General features: G+C 58.5%; 14 protein-coding genes and 6 pseudogenes. 8 read left to right on the forward strand and 12 right to left on the reverse strand.

Annotated features, from left to right (window positions below):
- The 3 genes and pseudogenes from NKI79_RS29355 to NKI79_RS29365 all read left to right on the forward strand — a co-directional run.
- On the forward strand, window positions 1-998 hold a 998-nt coding region (locus tag NKI79_RS29355; protein ID WP_502900083.1), incomplete at its 5' end, for a Kae1-like domain-containing protein.
- Between the two features lie 268 nt (window positions 999-1,266).
- Window positions 1,267-2,948: pseudogene (locus NKI79_RS29360) on the forward strand (ISL3 family transposase).
- 708 nt (window positions 2,949-3,656) lie between these two features.
- On the forward strand, window positions 3,657-4,196 hold the full coding sequence (locus tag NKI79_RS29365) for a glycosyltransferase family 10 domain-containing protein (RefSeq protein ID WP_352806562.1): 540 nt from the start codon (window positions 3,657-3,659) through the stop codon (window positions 4,194-4,196).
- Between the two features lie 137 nt (window positions 4,197-4,333).
- Here the strand turns inward: NKI79_RS29365 and NKI79_RS29370 are convergent, their stop codons facing one another.
- The 7 genes from NKI79_RS29370 to NKI79_RS29400 all read right to left on the reverse strand — a co-directional run bounded on the left by NKI79_RS29370 (window position 4,334) and on the right by NKI79_RS29400 (window position 11,056).
- Complete coding sequence (locus tag NKI79_RS29370; protein ID WP_352806565.1) at window positions 4,334-4,687, reverse strand: hypothetical protein; 354 nt, start codon at window positions 4,685-4,687, stop codon at window positions 4,334-4,336.
- A gap of 198 nt (window positions 4,688-4,885) precedes the next feature.
- Window positions 4,886-5,251 carry an ATP-binding protein gene (locus NKI79_RS29375; protein WP_352579643.1) on the reverse strand — a complete coding sequence of 122 codons (366 nt, stop codon included), beginning with the start codon at window positions 5,249-5,251 and terminating at the stop codon, window positions 4,886-4,888.
- Window positions 5,139-5,372, reverse strand: a complete 234-nt coding sequence (locus tag NKI79_RS29380) for an ATP-binding protein (RefSeq protein WP_348625942.1) — start codon at window positions 5,370-5,372, stop codon at window positions 5,139-5,141. Before NKI79_RS29380 ends, NKI79_RS29375 begins: the two co-directional genes overlap by 113 nt.
- A 243-nt stretch (window positions 5,373-5,615) precedes the next feature.
- Entirely contained in the window at window positions 5,616-6,800 is a 1,185-nt protein-coding gene (locus tag NKI79_RS29385) for a glycosyltransferase family 9 protein (protein WP_352571661.1), read from the reverse strand.
- Window positions 6,801-7,382: 582 nt separating this feature from the next.
- On the reverse strand, window positions 7,383-9,449 hold the full coding sequence (locus NKI79_RS29390; RefSeq protein WP_023679092.1) for a carbamoyltransferase family protein: 2,067 nt from the start codon (window positions 9,447-9,449) through the stop codon (window positions 7,383-7,385).
- A 921-nt stretch (window positions 9,450-10,370) separates the two neighbouring features.
- The gene (locus tag NKI79_RS29395) at window positions 10,371-10,793 is read right to left on the reverse strand and encodes a type II toxin-antitoxin system VapC family toxin (RefSeq protein ID WP_352480554.1); all 423 of its coding nucleotides are present in this window, start codon (window positions 10,791-10,793) and stop codon (window positions 10,371-10,373) included.
- The gene (locus NKI79_RS29400) at window positions 10,790-11,056 is read right to left on the reverse strand and encodes a type II toxin-antitoxin system prevent-host-death family antitoxin (RefSeq protein WP_023679089.1); all 267 of its coding nucleotides are present in this window, start codon (window positions 11,054-11,056) and stop codon (window positions 10,790-10,792) included. Before NKI79_RS29400 ends, NKI79_RS29395 begins: the two co-directional genes overlap by 4 nt.
- 387 nt (window positions 11,057-11,443) lie before the next feature.
- Here NKI79_RS29400 and tyrS point away from each other — a divergent pair, with 387 nt between their 5' ends.
- Window positions 11,444-12,703, forward strand: a complete 1,260-nt coding sequence (tyrS, locus tag NKI79_RS29405; protein ID WP_031212411.1) for a tyrosine--tRNA ligase — start codon at window positions 11,444-11,446, stop codon at window positions 12,701-12,703.
- Between the two features lie 50 nt (window positions 12,704-12,753).
- Here the strand turns inward: tyrS and NKI79_RS29410 are convergent.
- Window positions 12,754-13,132: pseudogene (locus NKI79_RS29410) on the reverse strand (IS30 family transposase); the annotation flags it as partial.
- A gap of 5 nt (window positions 13,133-13,137) precedes the next feature.
- Between NKI79_RS29410 and NKI79_RS29415 the strand changes: the two are divergent.
- Window positions 13,138-13,455: pseudogene (locus NKI79_RS29415) on the forward strand (integrase core domain-containing protein); the annotation flags it as partial.
- A 977-nt stretch (window positions 13,456-14,432) separates the two neighbouring features.
- On the opposite strand, the pseudogene NKI79_RS29425 reads toward NKI79_RS29415, so the two are convergent.
- Together NKI79_RS29425 and NKI79_RS33355 are read right to left on the reverse strand one after the other, a co-directional pair.
- Window positions 14,433-15,038: pseudogene (locus NKI79_RS29425) on the reverse strand (Tn3 family transposase); the annotation flags it as partial.
- Window positions 15,039-15,065: 27 nt separating this feature from the next.
- Window positions 15,066-15,263, reverse strand: a pseudogene (locus tag NKI79_RS33355) (leucine zipper domain-containing protein); the annotation flags it as partial.
- 139 nt (window positions 15,264-15,402) lie between these two features.
- Between NKI79_RS33355 and NKI79_RS29430 the strand changes: the two are divergent.
- On the forward strand, window positions 15,403-17,064 hold the full coding sequence (locus NKI79_RS29430; protein WP_352806567.1) for a tannase/feruloyl esterase family alpha/beta hydrolase: 1,662 nt from the start codon (window positions 15,403-15,405) through the stop codon (window positions 17,062-17,064).
- 242 nt (window positions 17,065-17,306) lie between these two features.
- Here NKI79_RS29430 and NKI79_RS29435 read toward each other — a convergent pair.
- Window positions 17,307-18,437 (reverse strand): annotated as a pseudogene (locus tag NKI79_RS29435) (site-specific integrase).
- 536 nt (window positions 18,438-18,973) lie between these two features.
- Here NKI79_RS29435 and NKI79_RS29440 point away from each other — a divergent pair.
- Complete coding sequence (locus NKI79_RS29440; protein ID WP_352806569.1) at window positions 18,974-19,942, forward strand: glycosyltransferase family 10 domain-containing protein; 969 nt, start codon at window positions 18,974-18,976, stop codon at window positions 19,940-19,942.
- 138 nt (window positions 19,943-20,080) lie between these two features.
- On the opposite strand, the gene NKI79_RS29445 is transcribed toward NKI79_RS29440, so the two are convergent.
- Window positions 20,081-20,437 (reverse strand): hypothetical protein, encoded by a 357-nt coding sequence (locus NKI79_RS29445; RefSeq protein WP_352806572.1) that lies wholly within the window; start codon window positions 20,435-20,437, stop codon window positions 20,081-20,083.
- Window positions 20,438-21,296: 859 nt separating this feature from the next.
- On the opposite strand from NKI79_RS29445, the gene NKI79_RS29455 reads away from it, so the two are divergent.
- Window positions 21,297-22,295 (forward strand): DUF1612 domain-containing protein, encoded by a 999-nt coding sequence (locus NKI79_RS29455; protein WP_352806574.1) that lies wholly within the window; start codon window positions 21,297-21,299, stop codon window positions 22,293-22,295.
- Window positions 22,296-22,323 lie beyond the last annotated feature (28 nt).

A 22,323-nucleotide genomic window follows, 5' to 3' on the forward strand; every position in this document is an offset into this window, starting at 1 on the left:
AGAACGCGTGGAGGCAGGCGTTGGGGCTGTATCGAAGCCTGTTCGACACGAAGCCGGACCTCATTGTGGCCGACCGGAATCCGGGCTACCGTTCGACCCAGCTTGCCATGGAGCTTGCCCGTGAGACCGCGGCGAGGTTTGTGCAGGTCCAGCACCATCACGCGCATCTCGCCTCGTGCCTTGCCCAGCACGGCCGCGCAATCGACGCACCGCCGGTGCTGGGCATTATCCTCGACGGTCTCGGATACGGCGATGACGGCACGATCTGGGGCGGCGAGTTCCTGCTCGGCGGCTATCGAGGGTTCCGGAGGCTGGCATACTTCGAGCCGGTCGCCATGCCCGGCGGCGACAAGGCCAGCCTCGAGCCGTGGCGCAATGCCTATGCGCATCTGCGGGCGGCTTTCGGTCCGGATTTCCTGGCCAAGCTTCCTGCCGATCGGCCCTTCGTCCCCGCCTTGGCCGAAAAGCCGCTTCGGGTGCTGGACCGGATGATCGAGAGGGGCGTCAATGCTCCGCTTGCCTCCTCGGCGGGGCGGCTTTTCGATGCCTGCGCGGCAGTCCTCGGCATCTGTTTGGAGCGCCAGAGCTACGAGGGGCAAGCCGGCATGGAGATGGAGGCGCTCGCCAGCCCGTTCATGGATGCGGCCGAGGCTTGGCCAGCAACCTCGCGGAAGGGACCGGTTATCTCCTGGAAAGGTCTGTGGGAAGCGCTTCTTTGTGATCAGGCTTTGGGCGCCGAAACCGGGCTGATTGCTGCGCGCTTCCACAGGACGCTGATAGAGATCATCTCGCGGAAGGCCATCGGACTCACTAACGAAAACGGCGTCGGCACGGTCGCACTGTCCGGTGGCGCTTTCCAGAATCGGCTGCTGCTCAAAGGCGTACTTGCCGAGCTCACAGTCGCAGGATTGGAGGGGCTGGCGCACGTAAGCATTCCCGCAAACGACGGCGGTCTGGCGCTCGGCCAGGCAACGATCGGCCTAGCCCTTTCGCATTGAGACCAATCGTTGAAGAAAAAATATCAGCATCGTCCAAATAAGGCGCTGCGCATTGTGACGTGCGGCGGCCAGCTTTGCGCATTTCGTCCGGGCCGTGAGTGGCTGATCGCGTATGGCCGGGTAAAAGGACTAGCCAGGAATGATGCTCCGAGGGAATCGTCGAGGACGGGTACGCAGCCAAGGATCGTGTCGCTTGGCAGTTAATGGGGCTCTGCCTCACTTTGTGTGGTTCATTCGCCGTTGGCGAGGGATGCCGCTATGTGCGGGCATGCGAACGAAAACAAAATGGTCCCCCGGCCCAGGGGCTAAAATACGGGGTGTCGCGCTCACTGATGATGACAGTTGGCTTGTTTCCGCTGCCGGACCGGCGTTCGGCATTTTGCCCAGATTGCGGACGACGGACCCGAAGTCGGCATGGCTGGTCCAACCGCAGCCTTCAGAATCTGCCGGTCCAGGGCAAGACCGTGACGGTGAAGCCTCGGTTGAGCCGCTGGCGGTGCGCACATCAGAAATGTGAACGACAAACATTCACCGACCGTCTGCCGACGATTGCTTCCCCTTGGAGGGTCGCGGAGATTGTCGGTCTGCTCGGCCATAGCACCGGCGGCCGTCCCGGCGAGCGCTTGATGCGACGGCTCGGCATGCCGGTCTGCGACGACACTATCCTGTGGCAGCTGAAGCGAGATGCCGCGGTCGCTCACAGCAACTCCACCATTCGGGTCGTTGGCATCGATGACTGGAGCTGGCGGCGATCATGGCGCTACGGCACGATGATCGTGGACCTGGAGCGCCATTCGGTTGTCGACATCCTGGATGACAGAAGCGTGGCGAGTGCGTCGCAATGGCTAGAGCGGCACCCTTCCGTCGAGATCGTGAGCCGAGACCGATGCGGGCTCTATGCGCAAGCTGTTCGCGAGGGTGCACCGCAAGCGCGCCAGGTGGCTGATCGGTTCCATCTCATGTAGAATCTGCGGGTCGCAATCGAGGAGCAGATGAGCCTTTCGGGCCGCGCCACGGGGCCTGCATTGCTGCCCGATAAGGGTATCGGGAGCGCGCAAGTCGATCTGATGCAGGATGATCCGCACGTTGACGCAACGCATCGGCGCCGGGTGCGCCACGCTCATCGACAATCGCGGCAGACGGTGTTCGAAATGGTTCACGCCTTGCGCAAGGAAAGGGCTGTCCTGTTCCGAGATCGCCCGTCGTACCGGCTACGGCCGGCGCAGCATCGCCAAATGGCTGAATTTCGACACGCCACCCGACCGACGCAGGGCCGCGTCGAGCCGACGTCACCCTTATATTTCGAGGCGTTTCTTAGCCAGTCCTGGAGAGACGGCAATCGCTGCGGACGACACCTGTTCCACGATATCAAACAGCGCGGCTACACGGGCAGTTTCTCGAATCTGGAGCGGCTTCTCCCAAGCTGGCGCCGCGCCGAGAGGACGGGCGAGGACAGTGCGTCGCCTGCTTCGATCATACGCCATCAACCAGCCCGCGATGCTGTCCCCATCCAGGATCCGGCGACCGGCCATGTGATCTCGCCGGTAGTCGCCGCGGCCCTCTGCATGAAGGCCCGGGGTATGCTGACGATCATTCAGGCGAGAAAGGTCGACGTCCTGAAGCAAGGATCACATGAGTTTGCCACGATGCGCAGGCTTGCCATGCGCTTCCGCGGCATTTTGCGGGGCCTGTGAATTGGACAAGCTCGACACTTGGATCGAGGATGCCGTCAACTCCGGGCTCGTCGCCATCACGCGTTTCGCTCGGGTCCTACGCCGTGACGTTGACGCCGTTCGCAATGCCATTGAATTACGGTGGAGCAACGGCCAGGCGGAAGGGCAGATCAACCGCCTGAAGACGATCAAGCGTGCGATGTACGGCAGAGCGGGCTCCGAACTCCTTAGGGCACGCATGCTGCCACTCAACCGGCCTGATCACCACACAAAGTGAGGAAGAACCTGGTTAAGTGCAAAGCGACAATTGCCTCGACGGCGGGTCCCGGCAGGTTTATGCTGCCCAATGTTACCGCAATCCGGAATGGCGATTGAGTACCTTCACGAGTGAAGGGATTCCCGCGGTCTTAGAGATGAGTTGTCGAATGGCGCGAAGTCGCACAGAATCGTGTGTTTGATATCGATCAGGATCGCGAGCTATTTCAGGCGCAGAGAGGTGTTGCGCCCGATGCACAAGTTGCTCCCGGTCCAACGGAAGTGAATGGGGTGGAACTGCTTTGTTGGCCAAATTGTTGACGGAACGTCCGGCGCCCATTGTTGCTACATGTCTGGATTCTTGGGGCGTTTTGGATGATGCAATCCACCATCTCACTCCAAAGGGCAGTGGAATCTGGAACAATGTCGCTTTTGTACGCACGACATCCTTCGTGCCCGATTGACATATCGTCTTTAACTCTGCTTCTCTTTTTGGGTCCCTGTTGATATCGAGGCGAGCCCAAACAGGACAATTTTTGCAATCGGCGAACCGCCGACGAAAGCTCATCGCGCATTTCATGAAGGGCAGGGGAAAAATACCATCGTCCTGACGTCTGACGCAGAGCTGGCTGCTCGGCAGAATGCAGGGCGCCGATTCGTTTTGGCTCCACCTATCACTCGGTCTTGGTCTGTAAACAAGACATATGACCAACTTCTGGTCAGCGAAGTCGTGGACAAGCCGCTTCGGCTCTCATGGATTACCAGTAACATCGCCCTGCTTAAAGGGCATCGATATCGGCTGGCGTTTCTGGAACGGCTGAGAGAGGAGCTCGATTTTGACCTGTTCGGCCGAGGTTTTCGGCTGATTGGAGATAAATGGAACGCACTCGCACCTTACCGTTACAGTATAGCTTTCGAGAATACTCGTGCTGATTACTATTTCACAGAGAAGCTTATGGACTGCTTCGTTGCTGAAACAATGCCGATCTATTACGGCAGCCCGGCAATCACGAGGTTCTTCCCTTCGGACTCAATGGTTCTGATTGACCCAGAGGACAAGAACGTAATCCAAAAAATTCAAGAAATCATCAACTCGGACCTCTGGAAGGAGCGTCGCGGCGCAATACGAGAGGCGAAGCGGTTGGTCCTCGAGAAATACAATACGTTTGCTTATCTCGCGGGCTTCATCGAAAGCGTTCAGGATAAACCCTTACCGCCAGAAATTATACACATCGATTCGCCTGAGGTCGATTTTGGAATAGACGAATGAAGTACTCCAACGCTCGCTTCGCGTGCCCGGCGGTTGGTGGTCTGGCGAGATCGGTACGGAAAGCTCGGCGGAGAATGCCTACTGCGCAGAACGGCCGGTACGGGCGCACGAGGTCATGCGCCCCCGGCTGCCGCTGATCAGACGAACTGGGGAAGGCCAGGAACTGAATTGAGGACCTCGTCCACGAGTTCGTCGCCGACACGTTCCTTGGTGAAGGCGATCGTCTCGTTGGCGAGGCCGGCGATCTTTGCCATGCTGAGACCCTCACTCATCAATTGCTGGCCGAGCCCCATAAGGCCGCCACCCTCTGGGTCGTCGCCATGATACTTCGCTACTAATTCCGAAGCTCCCGGAATGGCCGCGATCATGCGGGCAACGGGACCGTCGGCCGCGTGGCTTTGCAGGAAACCCAGCATTAACCCAACGGCCTTCTCTGCGAGAGCCGGGCCGATGCCGGCACCAGTGGCGATGCGCGGTAAGAATTCTTCCATGCAGGGTCTCTCTCTCTTTACACGGGGCCGGTCCGGCGCCCAGCGCCCTTGGCCGAACCACAATTGAACTCCACAAAAATAGGCCGAGCGGAAGTGCTATTGCGCGTAAAACCGCCTCTGTCAACGCAAGCTGCGTCGGACGTGCGTATTTCGCAAAAACGAGACAGTCGTTCCGCTAAATCGCGGACAGCAGTTTCACTAATTCGCGGACAGCAGGATGGGGTCGGCGCTCGGTTGCCTGGTTGAAGTCATTTGCGATTGATTTCGCCGTTTTCGGCGCCGGTCAAGGGCGGCGGTGTTTTTTGCTTTCTCATGCTCGCCGATCATGGCGTGCCACTGGGCGATCGGCAGTTGGGCGGTGATCAGCGTTGATTTCCGGCGATAGCGTTCCTCGAAGATTTCCAGCAGATCGAGACGCTGCTGGTCGGTCAGGCTGTGGGTGCCCCAGTCGTCAAGGATGAGCAGTTGCACCCGAGCCAGCTTGTCGATGAGACGGGGAAAGCGGCCGTCGCGACGCGCCAGGGCGAGATCTTCGAACAGACGCGGCATGCGCAGGTAGAGCACGGAATGATTCGAGCCGGGCGGCCTGACGTCCGAAGGCGCAGGCCAGCCAAGTCTTTCCGGTGCCGGTCTGCCCGGTGATGACGAGGTTTTCATGCGCCTTCAGCCAGGCGCCTTGGGCCAGCTGTCGCTTGGCACTTAATTGGGGTCTCCCTCACTTTGTGTGGTTCATCTGCTGTTAGTGGCGCTGTCGCTATGGACGGGCATGCGAACGAAAACGAAATGGTCGCCCGGCCCAGGGGGTGACATCGCCACTGCGGTCCTTCGACCAAGTCGATTCAATTCTGAATTTCGGCCTTTAGATGTTTGTAGCGATTGAATCAGCGACCAAGATCCGGGCAATCGCGGTTATGGTGACCGCGAGCCACTAAGCTTGTGCCGTACCCTTACAATGATTCATCAAGGCGTTTACCTCGGCAATCACGAGATCCGGCGTGATGTCGAACTTGCATCGGACTTTGACCGGACAATGCCGCACTTGGTCCAGACCACACCCGCGACATTCAATAACACTCATAAGCATGCTGACCAGGGGACCTCGAAACCCCCAAATCTCCGGTAGATGTGACGCCGTGAAAATGCCGATAGTAGGGCGGCCAAGCTGGGCAGCGACATGCCCGGTGCCTGAATTGTTCGAAACGACGAGCGCGGCCGAATTCACGAGATAATTGAATTCCAATTCCGACAAGTCGACAGCCGTCCGAATGTTCGCGGCTCCACGATCCCGAGCTATGTTCGCAACCTCCTCAAGCGCTTCCAGGCATTCGCCACGGGCAACGAGGACCACCTCACCACGGGTCGAAAGAGCAGCGACAACTTTGCCAAAACTTTCAATCGGCCAATCTCGCAGGCTGGAATTGGAGAACGGAGCCACGACAATCGGGGCATTGCCTGTAGTCGAATTCTGTGGGTGACCCGCTCCGCTTTCGAAATAGGCAGCTGCCTTTGCGACCAGAAAGAGGAGGATTTCTGACACATGCTGGAGACGCACCTGCTTGCGGTCAATGAACCAATCAAGCCATCTACGAGGGATTTTGTTAGCAAGCCCTATTTTTTGGACCAGCTTGTAGAGGATGGTTCTGCGCAGTTTCAGATTGAATGGCGCTATCGCAATATCGATCTGATGCATGCTGTACGGATCAACTATCGCCGCACGGTGCCTGGCGGGGACTTCAAGCAAGATGGGCCTTGTTTCTTCCGGAACACGCATATCAATGGCAAGATCAAACTCGCCGGTCAGCAGCGGCCTTATGTCGGCGGCTTTTTTGCGCGTTTTGACTTTTGGGTTGCGAGGAAAAAAGTCAAAAGCAATGTGATCGTCGGCGAGGTCGAACTGTTTTGCAGTAGCGATGTTCCAGCTTCCCACCACCAGCGTAATGTGGGCATGCGCAAAACGCTGACGAAGGTCCTTTAGGGGCCCTAGAGACATCCAAAAGTCGCCGACATGATCAAGCTTGAGGACCAAAATTCTCATCCTTGCGCTTGACTGTTCCGGCTCTTCCCAGCTGCGGTATATAATTTGATTGCGGTCGTGCTTTGTAAAATATGCCATTGCCATTCCGAAGATTATACGGTCAACACTGATAGCCAGTGACGCGTGTGTAGGGTTGGAGTGCTCCCCACTTGTCCGCGTCTCCGCAAGAATTCTGCCATCAGATCCAAGCCGCGCTCCAGCAGGAGCTGTCGGGCGAAGTCTGCATCTCTAGCGGTGGTAGCGCGCCAAGAAGCCAGCTATGTCCCGACCCGCAATGTGAAGGGCTTCGTCACGGTCTTGCATGCAGTGAGTTCGAGAAACGCCGAGTAGACGGCGATCGCCAAGCCGCCGTCCCCAGATCTCGAGCATAACGGCAGTGGCCTCGCTCTTTGGTCGATGCTGATCCTGAATGAGACCGTCGCCGCCGGCGACGACATCGCCGGCCGGATTGACCGTCTCCGGCACGCCCTGTCGCTGTGGTCCCGCATCATGGTGGTTAACAAAGGACCCGCCGCAGGCGCTTTTTTCTGCGCGTCCGGGTCGTCCAACATGAAGTGGACGAATCAACCCTGTGATGAAGTCGACCGCCAGCCCCCCGGGAGCGGGCCGGCGGCGTCGATGAACACATTTATTCGCCGAGCTTGGATAGCGGCATCGCTATCACGCTGAGAGCCTGTTATGCTGGTCCAGCGTTTGATCGCAATCTTGATCCGTGCGAGCAGCTTGTGAGGGATGCAACCGAACGAGGCGCTGCTCCCACAGTCGTCGCAGGCCCTCCATCACAGCGTCACGCTTAGCCTGATCCGGCGCAATTGTATTGAGGAGATCTCCCAACATGGCTTCGCCCTCAATCCGCATCAGCAGATTAAACAAGTCGTGTGAAATTCGCACACTGTCACTGTTGAAGTGGGTCGTGCTGATCTCGCAGTGAGTTTCCCGACGATCTGGCGCTTTGTAAGCGCGGGTTTGATGGAGGGACACATAGGGCGGCAACGAAACCGCAAGCGCAGTCCAATCCTGCAGCGTTGCAGCCCGCTTTTTTACCAGGAAGGGCCCGACCACAAGTCCATCCAGCTCTGTCGTCAGAAAGGTGGCAATCGCGTCTGCAACCGAATCCACGATCGGTTCGGCATTGTTGTTAAAGGACGTATTGAGCAGAATTGGAGTGCCTGTGCGCTTCTTGAACGCATTGATGACCTCCCAGTACGCGGGATTGGCGTTGTGCGATACTGTTTGCAGGCGAGCGGTACCGTCGACGTGCGTGATGGCACCGAGCAAGGCGCGCTTTGAGTCACGCACGCGAACGACGAAATTCATGAATGGAAATTCGTGCCTACCGTCCGGGAGGTCGAAAAATTCGCTCGCATCCTCCTCCAGCACAGATGGCGCGAAGGGCCGATAGCCTTCGCGCTTCTTGACCATCGCATTGATCCGGTCCTTGTTTGCGGCGGGCCGAGGGTCGGCAAGAATGCTGCGGTTGCCCAGCGCACGTGGCCCAAACTCCGAACGACCCTGCACCCAGCCGATCACGGCGCCGTTGGCGATCCAGTCGGCTGCACTGCTTGCCACGTCATCAGAGCGTTCAACCTCGAGATGTCCGGCCCATGCATTCAGTTCCTGTTGCACGGCGCGCTCGCTCCCGAGATCAGGACCCCAATAGACCTCCTGCAGTCGCTCACACGGCGCGGGGCGGCCCATCTCGTTAGAGACTATCAGCGCAGCTCCCAATGCGCAGCCAGCGTCGTGAGACGCGGGTTGCACGAAGATGTCTTCGAAAAGCCCTGAATACAGCAGCTTACCGTTCATCGTACAGTTGTGGGCCACCCCCCCCGCCAGGCACAACCGCTTCATGCCGGTGGCCTCACGGTGATGCCGGAGAATGTGGAACACGATCCGCTCAAGCGCTTCCTGCAGTGACGCACTCACATCTCGATGCTGCTGGGTGAAGGGCATTCCCTTTCGCCTGACCTCGATATTGCGGAGCAACGCCGGACCGATGCGGTCGAGGTGAACACGGTAGCCACCGCCGTTGGCGGAGAGCTCGTAGAACTGCTCGAAGAGCTCGCGATAGGGAGCGGGGTCGCCGTAGGGCGCGAGTCCCATTACCTTATACTCGTCGAACAAGCCGTAGCCGAGATAGCGGATCGTCTCGAGATAAAACAGCCCAAGAGAATTGTTCTCGGGGAAAGCCTCGAGTTGCGTAATTTCTGTGCCAGACCCTACCGCCAAGAGGCCCGATAGGAAATCACCAGAGCCATCAATCGCTAGAATGAGACTTTGTTCGAAGCCCGACATTGCAAAGGCGCTCACGGCGTGCGCCTGATGATGACTTACGAATGAAATACGCGAACTGTCCAACTTAGTGCCGAACTCACGCGTTAACAGATCCTGCACCAACGTTTTAGCATCCAACGGAATGGAGAGAATGTCCGGGTGGGATGCGGACATACCTTCAAGCATGGCGTTGGCATAGGGCTCGCTGGCGTAGAGCGCGACACGATCAATGTCGTTGAGCTGAACCCCCGCCGCTGACAGACAGTATTGAATCGAACGAATTGGGAGCTTGTTGGAGTGTTTCATCCGATTGAGGCGTTCCTCTTCGACGGCTGCTATCACCCGTCCGTCTCGGACGAGCACCGCGGCGCCATCGTGCATAAAGGCGTTCCGAAGCTCGAATCGGTTTTCATGGACTTGGTCAAGTCCGCCGCTAATTCCTAGACACAGCATTTCTTTCTCCACATAGTGACGGGCAAGCCAAATTGGCCTGCCTCCGTTTCCAACTAAATAGGCCGCATTGTCGCTTGCAGCTGCAACCGCCTGTCAGGCATCACCGGCATCAAAGAACGCCTCATAAGGGGTCCGCCTGAATCAACATGAGATGCTTCGATCGTGGCGCCTGCCGTTCCATGACGCCGAGAGCTTGGCTGGATCACCGCGCCGTGAACTGGCCCGATTTCATTCCCCGAAAGACCGTCGCACAGCGAGTGACACGTGCTGCACTGTCCACCTGCTTCCCGGTCGCACATCCGATAACGCCTTCGGCTGTGCAGGAGGCCGCATCGCGTCATGCGTCGGCCAAACATGGCACCGACTGGAAGCACGGCAATACCGCGTAGATGTAAAGTGCGCTGATGTTGTATGGTAGCGCTGCCGGCCGGGTCTCCAATCCGCTGCCCAGACGAGCCGACCGGATCTGCCTGCGGCAATAAGCCCGCCCACAAGCAGAATCGCGCTGGGCAGCGGGCTCGCCTGCAAGACTTCGCAGCTCAGGAACATTGGGGACGACTAGCGTCGAACCGCCGACATGGTCGGCCAGTTGCAACTCACTTCTCGGCACGACCTCCACTGCACGTCAGGGCGCATGGAAGATTTTCTCCTTGGATGGGTGATCGGTGCGGACGTGCTTTTGTCCATGCAAGATTTCCGAAGAGTTATGAAATCGTTTGTTTCGATCAAAGTCATCCACGCTATGAATAGCTGACGGACATGCGCTTCAAAGGGCTTCAGGCTTCCTGGATGGCTACTCCGATTTGAAGCGCGTGGCATTCCATGCGCTCTGTCACAACATTTCAGCAAAGGGTATGAGAGCAAACCCACACTTCTTTTTCGAAATTCGCTTCGAGCATTCGGGATGAGGTGCTGGGCGATTCACGCAGTCCACGGATCGAAGAGCTCTATTCCGAAGCCTTCGAAATCCTTCATATTACGCGTTGCCAGAGTGAGCTCCTGGGCAATCGCTGTGGCTGCGATCAATCCGTCCATTGACGTCAGCCCGCGGCCGCGGCGCTTCGCAAGACCCATCAGATCGCCCCAGGCCAGAGCAACCGGCTCGTCGACGGGGAGGACTCTCTGCTCGAAACGCTGAGGCAGGTCTCGGGCAAGCCATTCGGCCAGCGCCTCACGCTTCCGACCCTCGCCCATGAGAGCAACGCCGCGCCGGATTTCCGCGATCGACACCACGCTGATGAACGAGCGATCCTCGTCGAGCTTGTCCAGCCATTCCAGAACGCGTGCGTCCGGCGCCGGCCTTGTCACCTCGGACAGGACATTCGTGTCCAGCAGTAGCCTCACAGCGGCAGATCACGCGGTTCATCGCGTTGACGCTCAAGGTCGAGTTCCGCGCCGCGTAGCGGCGACTCCAGCAGAAACTCCGCAAGCGTACCCTTGCGCACCGTCTTGCGTTGCCATTCCTCGGCGGAGACGACAACGACGCTTGGCCTACCGTTGCGCGTGATCGTTTGCGGCGCCGCCTGCGCACGCTCGATGACTTCCGACAGCCGCGCCTTGGCCCGAGCGACGGTCCAGTTGGCATCCTCTTTTGGAGCAGACTGCATTCTGGCCTCCGTGACCATTGTGACTACGGTGACTATATAAAAATGCATAGTGACCGCAACAGGGGAGGGGGACTTTTTTCTAGAGCCCGGACGCCTTGGTGAGATGTTGTCGCAAAAGTTGAGTTCTGCGACGGTGCAAAAGTCAGTTGCAAAATCGTCGCGACAAAGGCTCGGCAGCTCCCCGAAGTAGCCATTTCAGATTGCTTGCAGGTGCGGATAAAGTCCTTTATGCATCGGCACATGATCAAGTCCGCGCCCATCGCTGCAATCTATTATGCGACGCTTCCATAAGGAGCGGCGCGTTTCGATCATGCCTTGAAACAAGCCGCCGTCAGGCGGCTTGTTCATTGAGAGGACCCCCTGGCGGCAATACCAGGAGGATTCCCTATGGCACTTCCCGATTTATCAACCGGTCATTCCGAACCATGTTCGGCCGCTTTGAAGACGCTCATTGAGCGCGGCTATGTAAATCAAGGGACCGACCTGCCGGGTGTCGATGCCGCCTTTGAAGCAGGCGTCGTACCCGCTTACGCTGGTTTCGATGCGACGGCTGACAGTCTTCATGTCGGCCATCTTCTTCTGATCATGGCGCTTCGTCATCTTCAGCAGACTGGCCATAAACCCATCGTTCTCATTGGGGGTGGGACCACCCGCATCGGCGATCCCAGCTTCCGTTCGGAGGCGCGGCCGATGCTGACGGACGACCGGATCGCCGCCAACATTGAAGGGATCAGAAAGGTCTTTGACCGTCTCCTTGTCTTCGGAGACGGCCCGACGGATGCCGTGATGGTGAACAATGCCGACTGGCTGGACAGCATTCGTTGGATCGACATGCTGAGAGACGTCGGCAGGCATTTCTCCGTCAATCGGATGCTCTCTTTCGACAGTGTGAAGTCGCGGCTGGAAAAGCAGGAGAACCTGAGCTTCTTAGAATTCAACTACATGATCCTCCAAGCGTTCGACTTCCTTGAGCTATCCCGCCGGACCGGTTGCCGTCTGCAGATGGGTGGAGCCGACCAGTGGGGGAACATCATCAATGGCATCGACTTGATACGGCGGACGGATGGAAAGGAAGTCTTCGGAGTGACTACGCCGCTTCTGACGACTTCTTCAGGTGTCAAGATGGGTAAGACGGCTGCCGGAGCTGTGTGGCTCAACGAAGATCGCCTTTCGCCATACGATTACTGGCAATTCTGGCGTAACACGGAAGACGCTGATGTCGTTCGGTTCCTGAAGCTTTTCACCGATCTGCCGATGGACGAGATCGAGCGATTTGGACAGGCTGAAGGAACCGAGCTAAACGCCGTCAAAGAACGTCTGGCCAACGAAGCTACGGCCCTGGCACATGGAACTAACGCCGCCAAACAGGCGGAGGCCACGGCTAGCCAAGCATTTGGGCAGGGCGAAGCCGCAGAGGGGCTACCGACGCTTCATCTAAATGACGCCGAGGGCTTGGCCGGAGTAGCCCTTGTGGATTTGCTGGTACGCGCCGGATTGACCTCCTCCAAAGGGGAAGCGCGAAGGGCGATCTCGGGACGAGGTGTGCGGATCAACGGCAACTTCGTCGAGATTGATACAATGATATCGTCCCAAGACCTCCCGATCCGGCTTTCGCTCGGCCGGAAGCGCCACACTGTTGTAAAGTAGGGTTTCAGCAAATGCTGTCGCAGAAATTCTGCCCGCTTAGCGGGGTGGGTTCAACTGATCCCTGCAACACACTCCGCGAACTTTTCAGCTGGGGTTTGATAAAGCAAGGTCTTTCGCGGCCTCTCATTGAGCTGCCGTGCGATCGCGCTGAGCTTAGTCTGGCTGTGCAGGGATAGATCGGTTCCGCGCGGCAGATATTGGCGCAGTAATCGGTTGGTGTTTTTCGTTGGAGCCGCGCTGCCACGGCGACCGCGGATCACAGAAGTAGACCTCGACGTCGGAGGCCAAGGTCAGGCGCTGGTGATCGGCGAGCTCTTTACCTCGGTCCCAGGTCAACGACTGGTACAGTTCGCCGGGGAGTTTCCGTGCCTGTTTGATCAGTGCCGAGACGACGCTTTCGGTATCCTTGTTGGCGACCTTGACCAGCATCCCTTCAGCACATCTTCGACGGCATCTGCGACGAACATGGCATCGAGCACCGGCTCACAAAGATCAACCATCCCTGGGCGAACGGCCAGGTCGAGCGGATGAATCGGACCATCAAGGACGCCACCGTCAAGCGCTTCCACTATGACGATCACGATCAACTGCGCCGGCATCTCGCCGACTTCATCTTAGCTTACAATTTCGCGCGCCGGCTTAAGACCTTCAAGGGCCTAACACCCTACGAGTTCATCTGCAAAATCTGGGCAAAAGAGCCCGAACGGTTCCGACTCGATCCCACCCATCAAATGCCGGGACTAAACACCTAGCCTCCACCTTCGTTGCTTCATTGCTAATGAGCTTAGCAGGTGTTCGATGGTAAGCTCGCTGGTTTCTGCGGGTATCGCCCCGAGCGGCTTGAACGCACACGCCACAGAGCAGAGATCGGTCCATTTTGTTACGAACGAACATCTTGCTTCCGGTAGAGCTTTCTCGAACCAAGGTCCGAAAAGGGTCGCGAGCTGTCCGGTTCCCATCTGTCTCAGTAGGGTGGACAACCGACATGCAGCGGTTACCCGCCCATGCTCGTGTGTTGTTGGTTTGAAGGCTGAGGGTCTGTCACTATCCACTTTCCAATCATACGATTCGGATCACTGTCTTCGTGGTCGATATGGCAGGGCTGCTCGTGTCGTCCTGCACACTCGCGATCGTTCCCAACTTGTCCCGGGGAGCCCGTCTTTACGGGGTAATCGAAAACGTCGTGACAGATGCCAACCATCGCCGGACTGGGCTACTGGGCTGGGCCGCGCCGTCCTTCATGCCGCGCTCGACAAAGCATGGAACGCCGATTGCTACAAGGTTCTGTTGGCGACTGGATCTCGGAGGGAGTCCACTCTGCGCTTCTATGAAGGTGCAGGGTTCCAGCAAGGCGGAAAACTTACTTCGAAATTCGCCGCTTGGAGGACGCTTTGGGTCGATTTTCCACCTTCCCTGACGGCCCGGAGGGGTGGGAATCGGCCGCTCGCGTCGTCCCGGCTGCCTAGCGTGGCGGATGAATTAACAGCCAGCGATTTGGCTCTTGCTCGACGAACTCTTTCTGGACGTGCCTGAGCACGTTCCGCTGCCCGGCAAACGGAACCATGTTGACCGCTTGATCGAAGGGGACCCACTGAAACTCGCTGTGTTCGGCATTCAGTCGCACCGTCTCTGTCGACCCCGCGAAACCCACGAAAACCGGCAGGAGGCTAATGGCGTCGCGGTCCGCTTCATAGAATTGCTCGCATATGTCGGCCGAATAGAGCCTCTGCAGCGTCAAGCCCGTTTCCTCCTTAGTCTCTCGCCAGGTCTTCCTTACGATCCGGTCATGGGTCTCGACCACGGCATCGGCGACCGCCGCCTCCCATTCCACGGCGCAAACGGCAAGGATCGCCCAGCGTCGATCCGAGCTGATATCGCGCAAGCCATCGGTGAACATAGCGCTCACCCTGCCGACGCAGGCGAGCGATGCGGTGTTGCGGATGCCGGCGAGCACTTGCGGATCAAGACCCACCGCGCAGGAACTCCAGTCGGTCAAGCAGCCGGTTTGCCGCCGCGGAATTGTTGCCGAGCTCGAACTTGCGAAGCAAGATGAAGCGGCTTATGTTACCGGCCAACATTTCGGTCAGAAGCCCATCCAACCGCTCGCGCGCACCAGCATCCAGCTTTTCCGCAATCCGCGTTTCGATCCGGCGCTCGGCGTCGACCAGGGCGTCCGCGCACAAGCGCTCGATTGTCGACACGGCTGGCAAGATAGTCAAAGTCTCCCTCCACCGCGCGACAAAACGCGAGCAAGGTCCTCGTTCGATCTGGCATCTTCAGCCTGATCGAAAAGCCAATCCCGCAGATCACGGGTACCGCGCCGCTCGATCGTCTCAATAACCGCCTGAGGCGTCGGCCGGCGCAGCCGATGAGGGCGAGATGAGCGATCCCGCAATCCTGGCATTTCCTCGGCGCGATACCGGTCGAGCCATTTGCGAACCGTCCGCGGGCAGACGCCTGCGGCTTTGGCGACGGCCTCAGGCGTCTGTCCGCTCTCGACCTGCATTACAATTCGCTCTCGACCGAGCGGCGTCACACGGGTACTCTTATGGATGTTCATCCGGTCCCACTGGAATCACTGAAGCTTCGACAACCTCAGCTTTCCCGGTTCGGACCGGATGGATAACCTTCTGAAAGCTCACAACTAGCTACCAATGCGATCAGCTTTCGGGCTATCGGGGCATCCAGGGAGGATGGGTATGTTCTTGGCTAACGGGCTCAAGCTGCGGGACCGCGGGTGCACCCTGGCACTGATTTTGGCGATCATATGTGTATGTGCGCCTGCACTGGCGGCAAACGCGTCGGATCAGGCGTGCCGGTCCATCGCCAAGCTCACAATTCCAAGCGTGATCTTTACCGAGGCTAGCCTTCAAAAGCCGCAGGAGATCCCCGCAGATCCCTTCACTGCATTCACCGGCGCCTCGCCTCAGGCGGTAAAAGTGGGCGGGCACTGCCTTGTCCGAGGTGTTATCGGGAAACGCCAGGGGGTCGATGGTCAATCATATGGCACCCGGTTTGAGGTGCGTCTTCCGACGACCTGGAACGACATGTTCCTTTTCCAGGGCGGCGGCGCAGTTGATGGCTTCCTGGCGCCGGCCGTCGGGACCATTCCTTGCCGGAACTCGACCGCGGCTCCCGGGCTCTTGCGCGGCTACGCTGTTGTAAGCATGGATGGCGGGCACCCAAGCCCCGATCCGGCTTTCGGGGTCGATCAAGCCGCACGCATTGATTTTGCGTACGCCTCCATTGGCAAAGTCACTTCGGTCTCGAAGCAGGTGGTGGCCAAGTTCTATGGGGCGGCTCCGAAAAAGTCGGTGTTCATGGGATGCTCGAATGGCGGTCGTGAGGCGTTGATAGCGGCTCAGCGATATCCGCTCGAGTTCGACGGGATTGTTGCAGGTAGCCCGGGTTTTCGTCTCAGTGCCGCCAACATTGCCCAAGCCTGGGATACTCGCGAGTACATGAGCATCGCTCCCAAGGATGAGGCCGGCCATCCCATTCTATCCCGCGCCTTCTCCCAGCAGGATCTGAACCTCGTCGCCAACGCGGTTCTCGCTGCCTGTGATGCCCGCGATGGCATTGAGGATGGCGTCATCAACGCCTGGCAGCAGTGCCGGTTCGACCCAAAGGTCCTGTCCTGCCAAGGCGATAAGACGGACAGCTGCCTCACGGCTGGTCAAGTGCAGGCCATGAGCCGCGCGTTCGCGGGTCCGGAAAGCTCCGATGGCGAAAAGCTTTACAGCGATTGGCCATATGATACGGGCGTTGCGGGCGCGGACTGGAGAATGTGGAAGCTGGGCAAATCCCCCACTTCCCAGTCGGATGCAAACAACATCGTTCTGGGAGCCCGCTCGCTTCAATACTACTTCATGACGCCCCCGGCGCCGAATTTTGACCCCCTGAAGTTCGACTTCGACAAGGATCCGGCACGCGTTGCGGATACGGCCAAGCTCAATGATGCGACCGGCACGTATCTCGCCAGCTTCGCTGCCCACGGTGGAAAGCTGCTCTTGTTTCAGGGACTTTCCGATCCGGTCTTCTCAGCCAACGATCTGGTGCGCTGGTACAAGCAAGTCGTCGAGGTCACAAGCGGCGGCGATTTGGAAGCGACTCGCCGTTTCGTGCGCATGTTCATAATCCCGGGGATGACCCACTGCGGCGATGGCCAAGCCTTCGACGACTTTGATCCTTTGGCCGCCATCGAGGGCTGGATAAACCAAGACAAGGCTCCGGATTCTCTCGCGGCTGGCAGCAAGGCATTCCCCGGCAAGCACCAGCCGATCTGCGCTTATCCCACTCAAGCTGCCTATGGCGGTAAGGGAAATCCCGATGAGATCGCGAGCTATTCGTGTCGGGGATAAGAGACCTCGTCATTTGTTCGCTTCAATCTGCGCGCATTCCCGGAACAGGTCTCCCGGACCAAGGATCGGTTGGAAAAGCTAAACCCGGAATTTGTGGGCCGTGCCATAACGCAGTTGATGATCATGCCTGACTACGAAGCGTCGGCCGCCGATAGTTTGGACACAGCGCTCGCTGTGCTCGATGAGGTAATTGTTATCGCCTGAGATCTGACCGCCTCATCCCAGCGGACAAAACGGGGGCATCAGAGCCCGGACGCCTTGGTGAGATTTACGCGGAAACGATCGCGCCGGCGCTGATAATTTCGCGTCATCTCCGCGGAGGCATGGCCGAGCTGTTTTTGCACATAGCATTCGTCGACCTCGGCCGACGAGGCGAGGCCGGCGCGCAGTGAGTGGCCGGCGAATTTCTTGGCCCGTTCGCCCTCCGACAGATCGCCGCGCACGCCGGCGGCGAGCGCCGTGCGCTTGACCAGGCGTGCGACCTCCTGGTCGTTCAAGCGATCGGCACCGACGGCTCTGCCTTGACCAGCAACGCGCCGAAACAGCGGTCCGTGCGCAATGCGCGCCAGTCTTAGCCAGGTCTGCAGAGCGACCACAGGGCAGGTGGCGTCGGAGGAGCCGCGGCCGATTTCGACCTCGCGCCAGCCGGTTTTGCCGCGCAATGTGACAAGCAGACCCTTATCGGCAAAAATCTCGACCCAGCCGCGTCCGTCCTCGGTCTGATCCCTGCCGACGTCGAGGCCGACGATTTCGGATCGGCGAAGGCCCCCGGCGAAACCCAAAAGCAGCATGGCGCGGTCGCGCAGACCACGCAGCGTGCCGCGGTCGAGGGTCTCGAGCATCGCGATCAGATCCTCAGGCAGGATCGCTTCCTTCTGCCGGGGAGGGGAGGCGTGGGTGTTGCGAACGCCAGCCATCACCGTGGCGATATGCCGATCCTTGCGGTCCAGCGGCTGGCCGCGCTGGGCACAATTCCAGGAGAGCGACGAAAGCCGGCGCTCGATGGTTGAAACGGTGTTGGGCTTTTTGTCGCCAGTGGCCGTACCTGACGCGCAGGCGGCGATATAGAGCCCGACGACCTGAGGATCGGGCGGGAACATCTCGATGCCTTGGCGCCGGCACCAGCTCGAAAAATGCTTCTAGTCGGCTGCGTAGGCGCGGCGCGTGTTGGCCGAACTCGCCGCCTCGATATAATCGCGCGCGCGGCCGGCGAGCGCCTCAAGATGCGGATGCGCAGGCAGGCTGGGATTGGCAATAGCTGGAAGGGGAGGGGACGAGGCTAGGTCGGCATCGCCCATCTGCATGACGATATCGATGATGTCGGGCAAAGCCGCGGCGCTTTGTGTATGAAGCTTGTCCGAAATTCGTAGCATATTTCGGACATCTTGACCGTCACTTCGTCCGAAATCGGACCACAGATTTCGGACAAAGCCCCGGCATCAACCCGCCAATATCTCGATCTGCCGTCGCCGCTGCAAACGTCGCCTGTGAGAGGCGAGCCGCCTCTAAACTGGTCGTATATCCCGATTAATAATAAGAATGTAGTCAACTTCCATATTTTAGAGGGCACGCATGCTGCCACTCAACCGGCCTGATCACCACACAAAGTGAGGAAGAACCTGGTTAGGTGCAAAGCGACAATTGCCTCGACAGCGGGTCCCGGAAGGTTTATGCTGCCCAATCTTACCGCAATCCGAAATGGCGATTGAGTACCTTCACGAGTGAAGGGATTCCCGCGGTCTTAGAGATGAGTTGTCGAATGGCGCGAAGTCGCACAGAATCGCGAAGTCGCACAGAATCGTGTGTTTGATACCGATCAGGATCGCGAGCTATTTCAGGTGCAGAGAGGTCTTGCGCCCGATGCACGAGTTGCTCCCGGTCCAACGGAAGTGAATGGGGTGGAACTGCTTTGTCGACCAAATTGTTGACGGAACGTCCGGCGCCCATTGTTGCTACATGTCTGGATTCTTGGGGCGTTTTGGATGATGCAATCCACCATCTCACTCCAAAGGGCAGTGGAATCTGGAACAATGTCGCTTTTGTACGCAGGACATCCTTCGCGCCCGATTGGCATATTGTCTTTAACTCTGCTTCTATTTTTGGGCTCCCTGTTGATATCGAGGCGAGTCCAAACAGGACAATTTTTGCAATCGGCGAACCGCCGACGAAAGCTCATCGCGCATTTCATGAAGGGCAGGGGAAAAATACCATCGTCCTGACGTCTGACGCAGAGCTGGCTGCTCGGCAGAATGCAGAGCGCCGATTCGTTTTGTCTCCACCTATCACTCGGTCTTGGTCTGTAACAAAGACATATGACCAACTTCTGGTCAGCGAAGTCGTGGACAAGCCGCTTCGGCTCTCATGGATTACCAGTAACATCGCCCTGCTTAAAGGGCATCGATATCGGCTGGCGTTTCTGGAACGGCTGAGAGAGGAGCTCGATTTTGACCTGTTCGGCCGAGGTTTTCGGCTGATTGGAGATAAATGGGACGCACTCGCACCGTACCGTTACAGTATAGCTTTCGAGAATACTCGTGCTGATTACTATTTTACAGAGAAGCTTATGGACTGCTTCGTTGCTGAAACAATGCCGATCTATTACGGCAGCCCGGCAATCACGAGGTTCTTCCCTTCCGACTCAATGGTTCTGATTGACCCAGAGGACAAGAACGTAATCCAAAAAATTCAAGAAATCATCGACTCGGACCTCTGGAAGGAGCGTCGCGGCGCAATACGAGAGGCGAAGCGGTTGGTTCTTGAGAAATACAATACGTTTGCTTATCTCGCGGGCTTCATCGAAAGCGTTCACGATAAACCCTTACCGCCGGAAGTTATACACATCGGTTCGCCTGCGGTCGATTTTGGGACAGACGAATGAAGTACTCCAACGCTCGCTTCGCGTGCCCGGCGGTTGGTGGTCTGGCGAGATCGGTACGGAGCGCTCGGCGGAGAATGCCTACCTGCGCAGAACGGCCGGCACGGGCGCACGAGGTCATGCGCCCCCGGCTGCCGCTGATCAGACGAACTGGGGAAGGCCAGGAACGGAATTGAGGACCTCGTCCACGAGTTCGTCGCCGGCATGTTCCTTGGCGAAGGCGATCGTCTCGTTGGCGATGGCGGCGATCTTTAGAATGCTGAGACCCTCACTCATCAATTGCTGGCCGAGCCCCATGAGGCCGCCTCCGCCCTCTGGGTCGTTGCCATGATACTTCGCCACTAATTCCGAAGCTCCGGGAATGGCCGCGATCATGCGGGCAACGGGACCGTCGGCCGCGTGGCGTTGCAGGAAACCCAGCATTAACCCAACGGCCTTCTCTGCGAGAGCCGGGCCGATGCCGGCACCAGTGGCGATGCGCGGTAAGAATTCTTCCATGCAGGGTCTCTCTCTCTTTACACGGGGCCGGTCCGGCGCCCAGCGCCCTTGGCCGAACCACAATTGAACTCCACAAAAATAGGCCGGCGGAAGTGCTATTGCAACTGCGTTAAAACCGCCTCTGTCAACGCAAGCTGCGTCGGACGTGCGTATTTCGCAAAAACGGGACAGTCGTTCCGCTAAATCGCGGACAGCAGTTTCACTAATTCGCGGACAGCAGGATGGGGTCGGCGCTCGGTTGCCTGGTTGAAGTCATTTGCGATTGATTTCGCCGTTTTCGGCGCCGGTCAAGGGCGGCGGTGTTTTTTGCTTTCTCATGCTGTCGCCTTCGAGGGTGATGCGATGGGCGTTGTGATGATCCGGTCGAGAATGGCGTCGGCTATTGTCGGCTCCGCGAATGCTTCATGATGCACCTTTCCTTGATCGCCTGGTCCGTTGCAGTCGGCGTTGAAGTTGATCGATCTGGTCGCTGGAAAGGTTTCCGCTTGGCCGCGGGCGTCACCATTTCTTTCCCACAAGATCCTTCAACGCGGCATTGTCGAGCATGGCGTCGGCCATAGTTCGGACATCTTGCCCGCCACTTCGTCCGAAATCGGACCACAGATTTCGGACAAAGCCCCGGCATCAACCCGCCAATATCTCGATCTGCGGTCGCCGCTGGAAGTCGCCTCTGAGAGGCGAGCCGCCTCTAAACTGGTCGTATATTCCGATTAATAATAAGAATGTAATCAACTTCCCATATTTTAAATAACCACACTATCGATAAGCGGTCACTATCGATAGTGAGAAGGCTTCCAGAGAAAATCCCCTGCAAGTCAACTTAAATGCCGGATAGCTTGACTATCGCGAATCAGCCATCATGAAAACAATGGCTTACGACATCGGCGATCTGTCCCTGAAAACCCTGATCGGGCCGGTTTCCCGCGCGACCGAAGCCTTGGCGCAGCTCGACGAGCGCCTGGTCCGCTCGCCGGTCCGTGATGGCTTCGTCGAGCGCCAGCACTTTGCCGACGCGGCCGCAGCACTTTGGCTCGAGGGCGAGCTCGTCCACCTCAACGATCTCGTGCTGCACGACGCCCATATGGGACATCCGCACACCGACCCACGAACTCACCCGCGCGCATGCGGTGCTGCGAACCCGCCGGCGAATTTTTGCACAAAAACCGGACTGGGCGCTCAGCCGCGACGGTTTTTTGGCCCTGACCGGTCGCGGCGGCGCGACGCCGGCCTCGGGACAAAAAAGCCGGGAAGGGCAGGGGCTGGAGCCAGCTCTGTTGAAGCCGACGGTCGCAATGATGGTGAGGACGATCGTCTGGCCGAAGAATTTGCCGAGATCGATGCCGTCCTGGCCCGCTCGTCGAAAATTCTCAGCGGCGCCGACGTGCCTGGTCGAAAGGAGGAAACGTCACAACGTGACCGGCCGGAGCCGCAAAACGGCCTGATCTACGATCTCGACTGGAATGAAGAAGAACGCCTCGCAGAATGGCAGGCCGTTATCGCCGACACGCGGGAGTGGCCATTGGTGATGCGCGCTGCGATCCTGCTCGAGGCCTGGTCCGACATCGAGGTGCTGCAGCACGGCGCCTGGCTCGGGCCACTGCTCGTGGCCGCGCTGTTGCGGCAGGAGGGTCTTGTCACCCACCATCTCGCCAGCCGGCATCTCGGCGCCAAAAACATTCCGCGCGAGCGGCGGCGGGCGCGCAATCGGTCCGACCGGTTGCTGGCTTGCCTCGATGCTATCCACGACGCCGCGCTGACCGGGTTGAAGGAGCATGATCGGCTGGTGCTGGCCAAAAGCCAGATGGAGCGAAAACTCCGCGACCGCCGCGCCAGCTCCAAGCTGTCCGACGTGGTCTAGCTCGTGCTGTCGCGGCCACTCGTCTCGG

Origin of the sequence: Mesorhizobium sp. M0340, from assembly GCF_040321535.1 — a bacterium.
Lineage (GTDB): Bacteria > Pseudomonadota > Alphaproteobacteria > Rhizobiales > Rhizobiaceae > Mesorhizobium.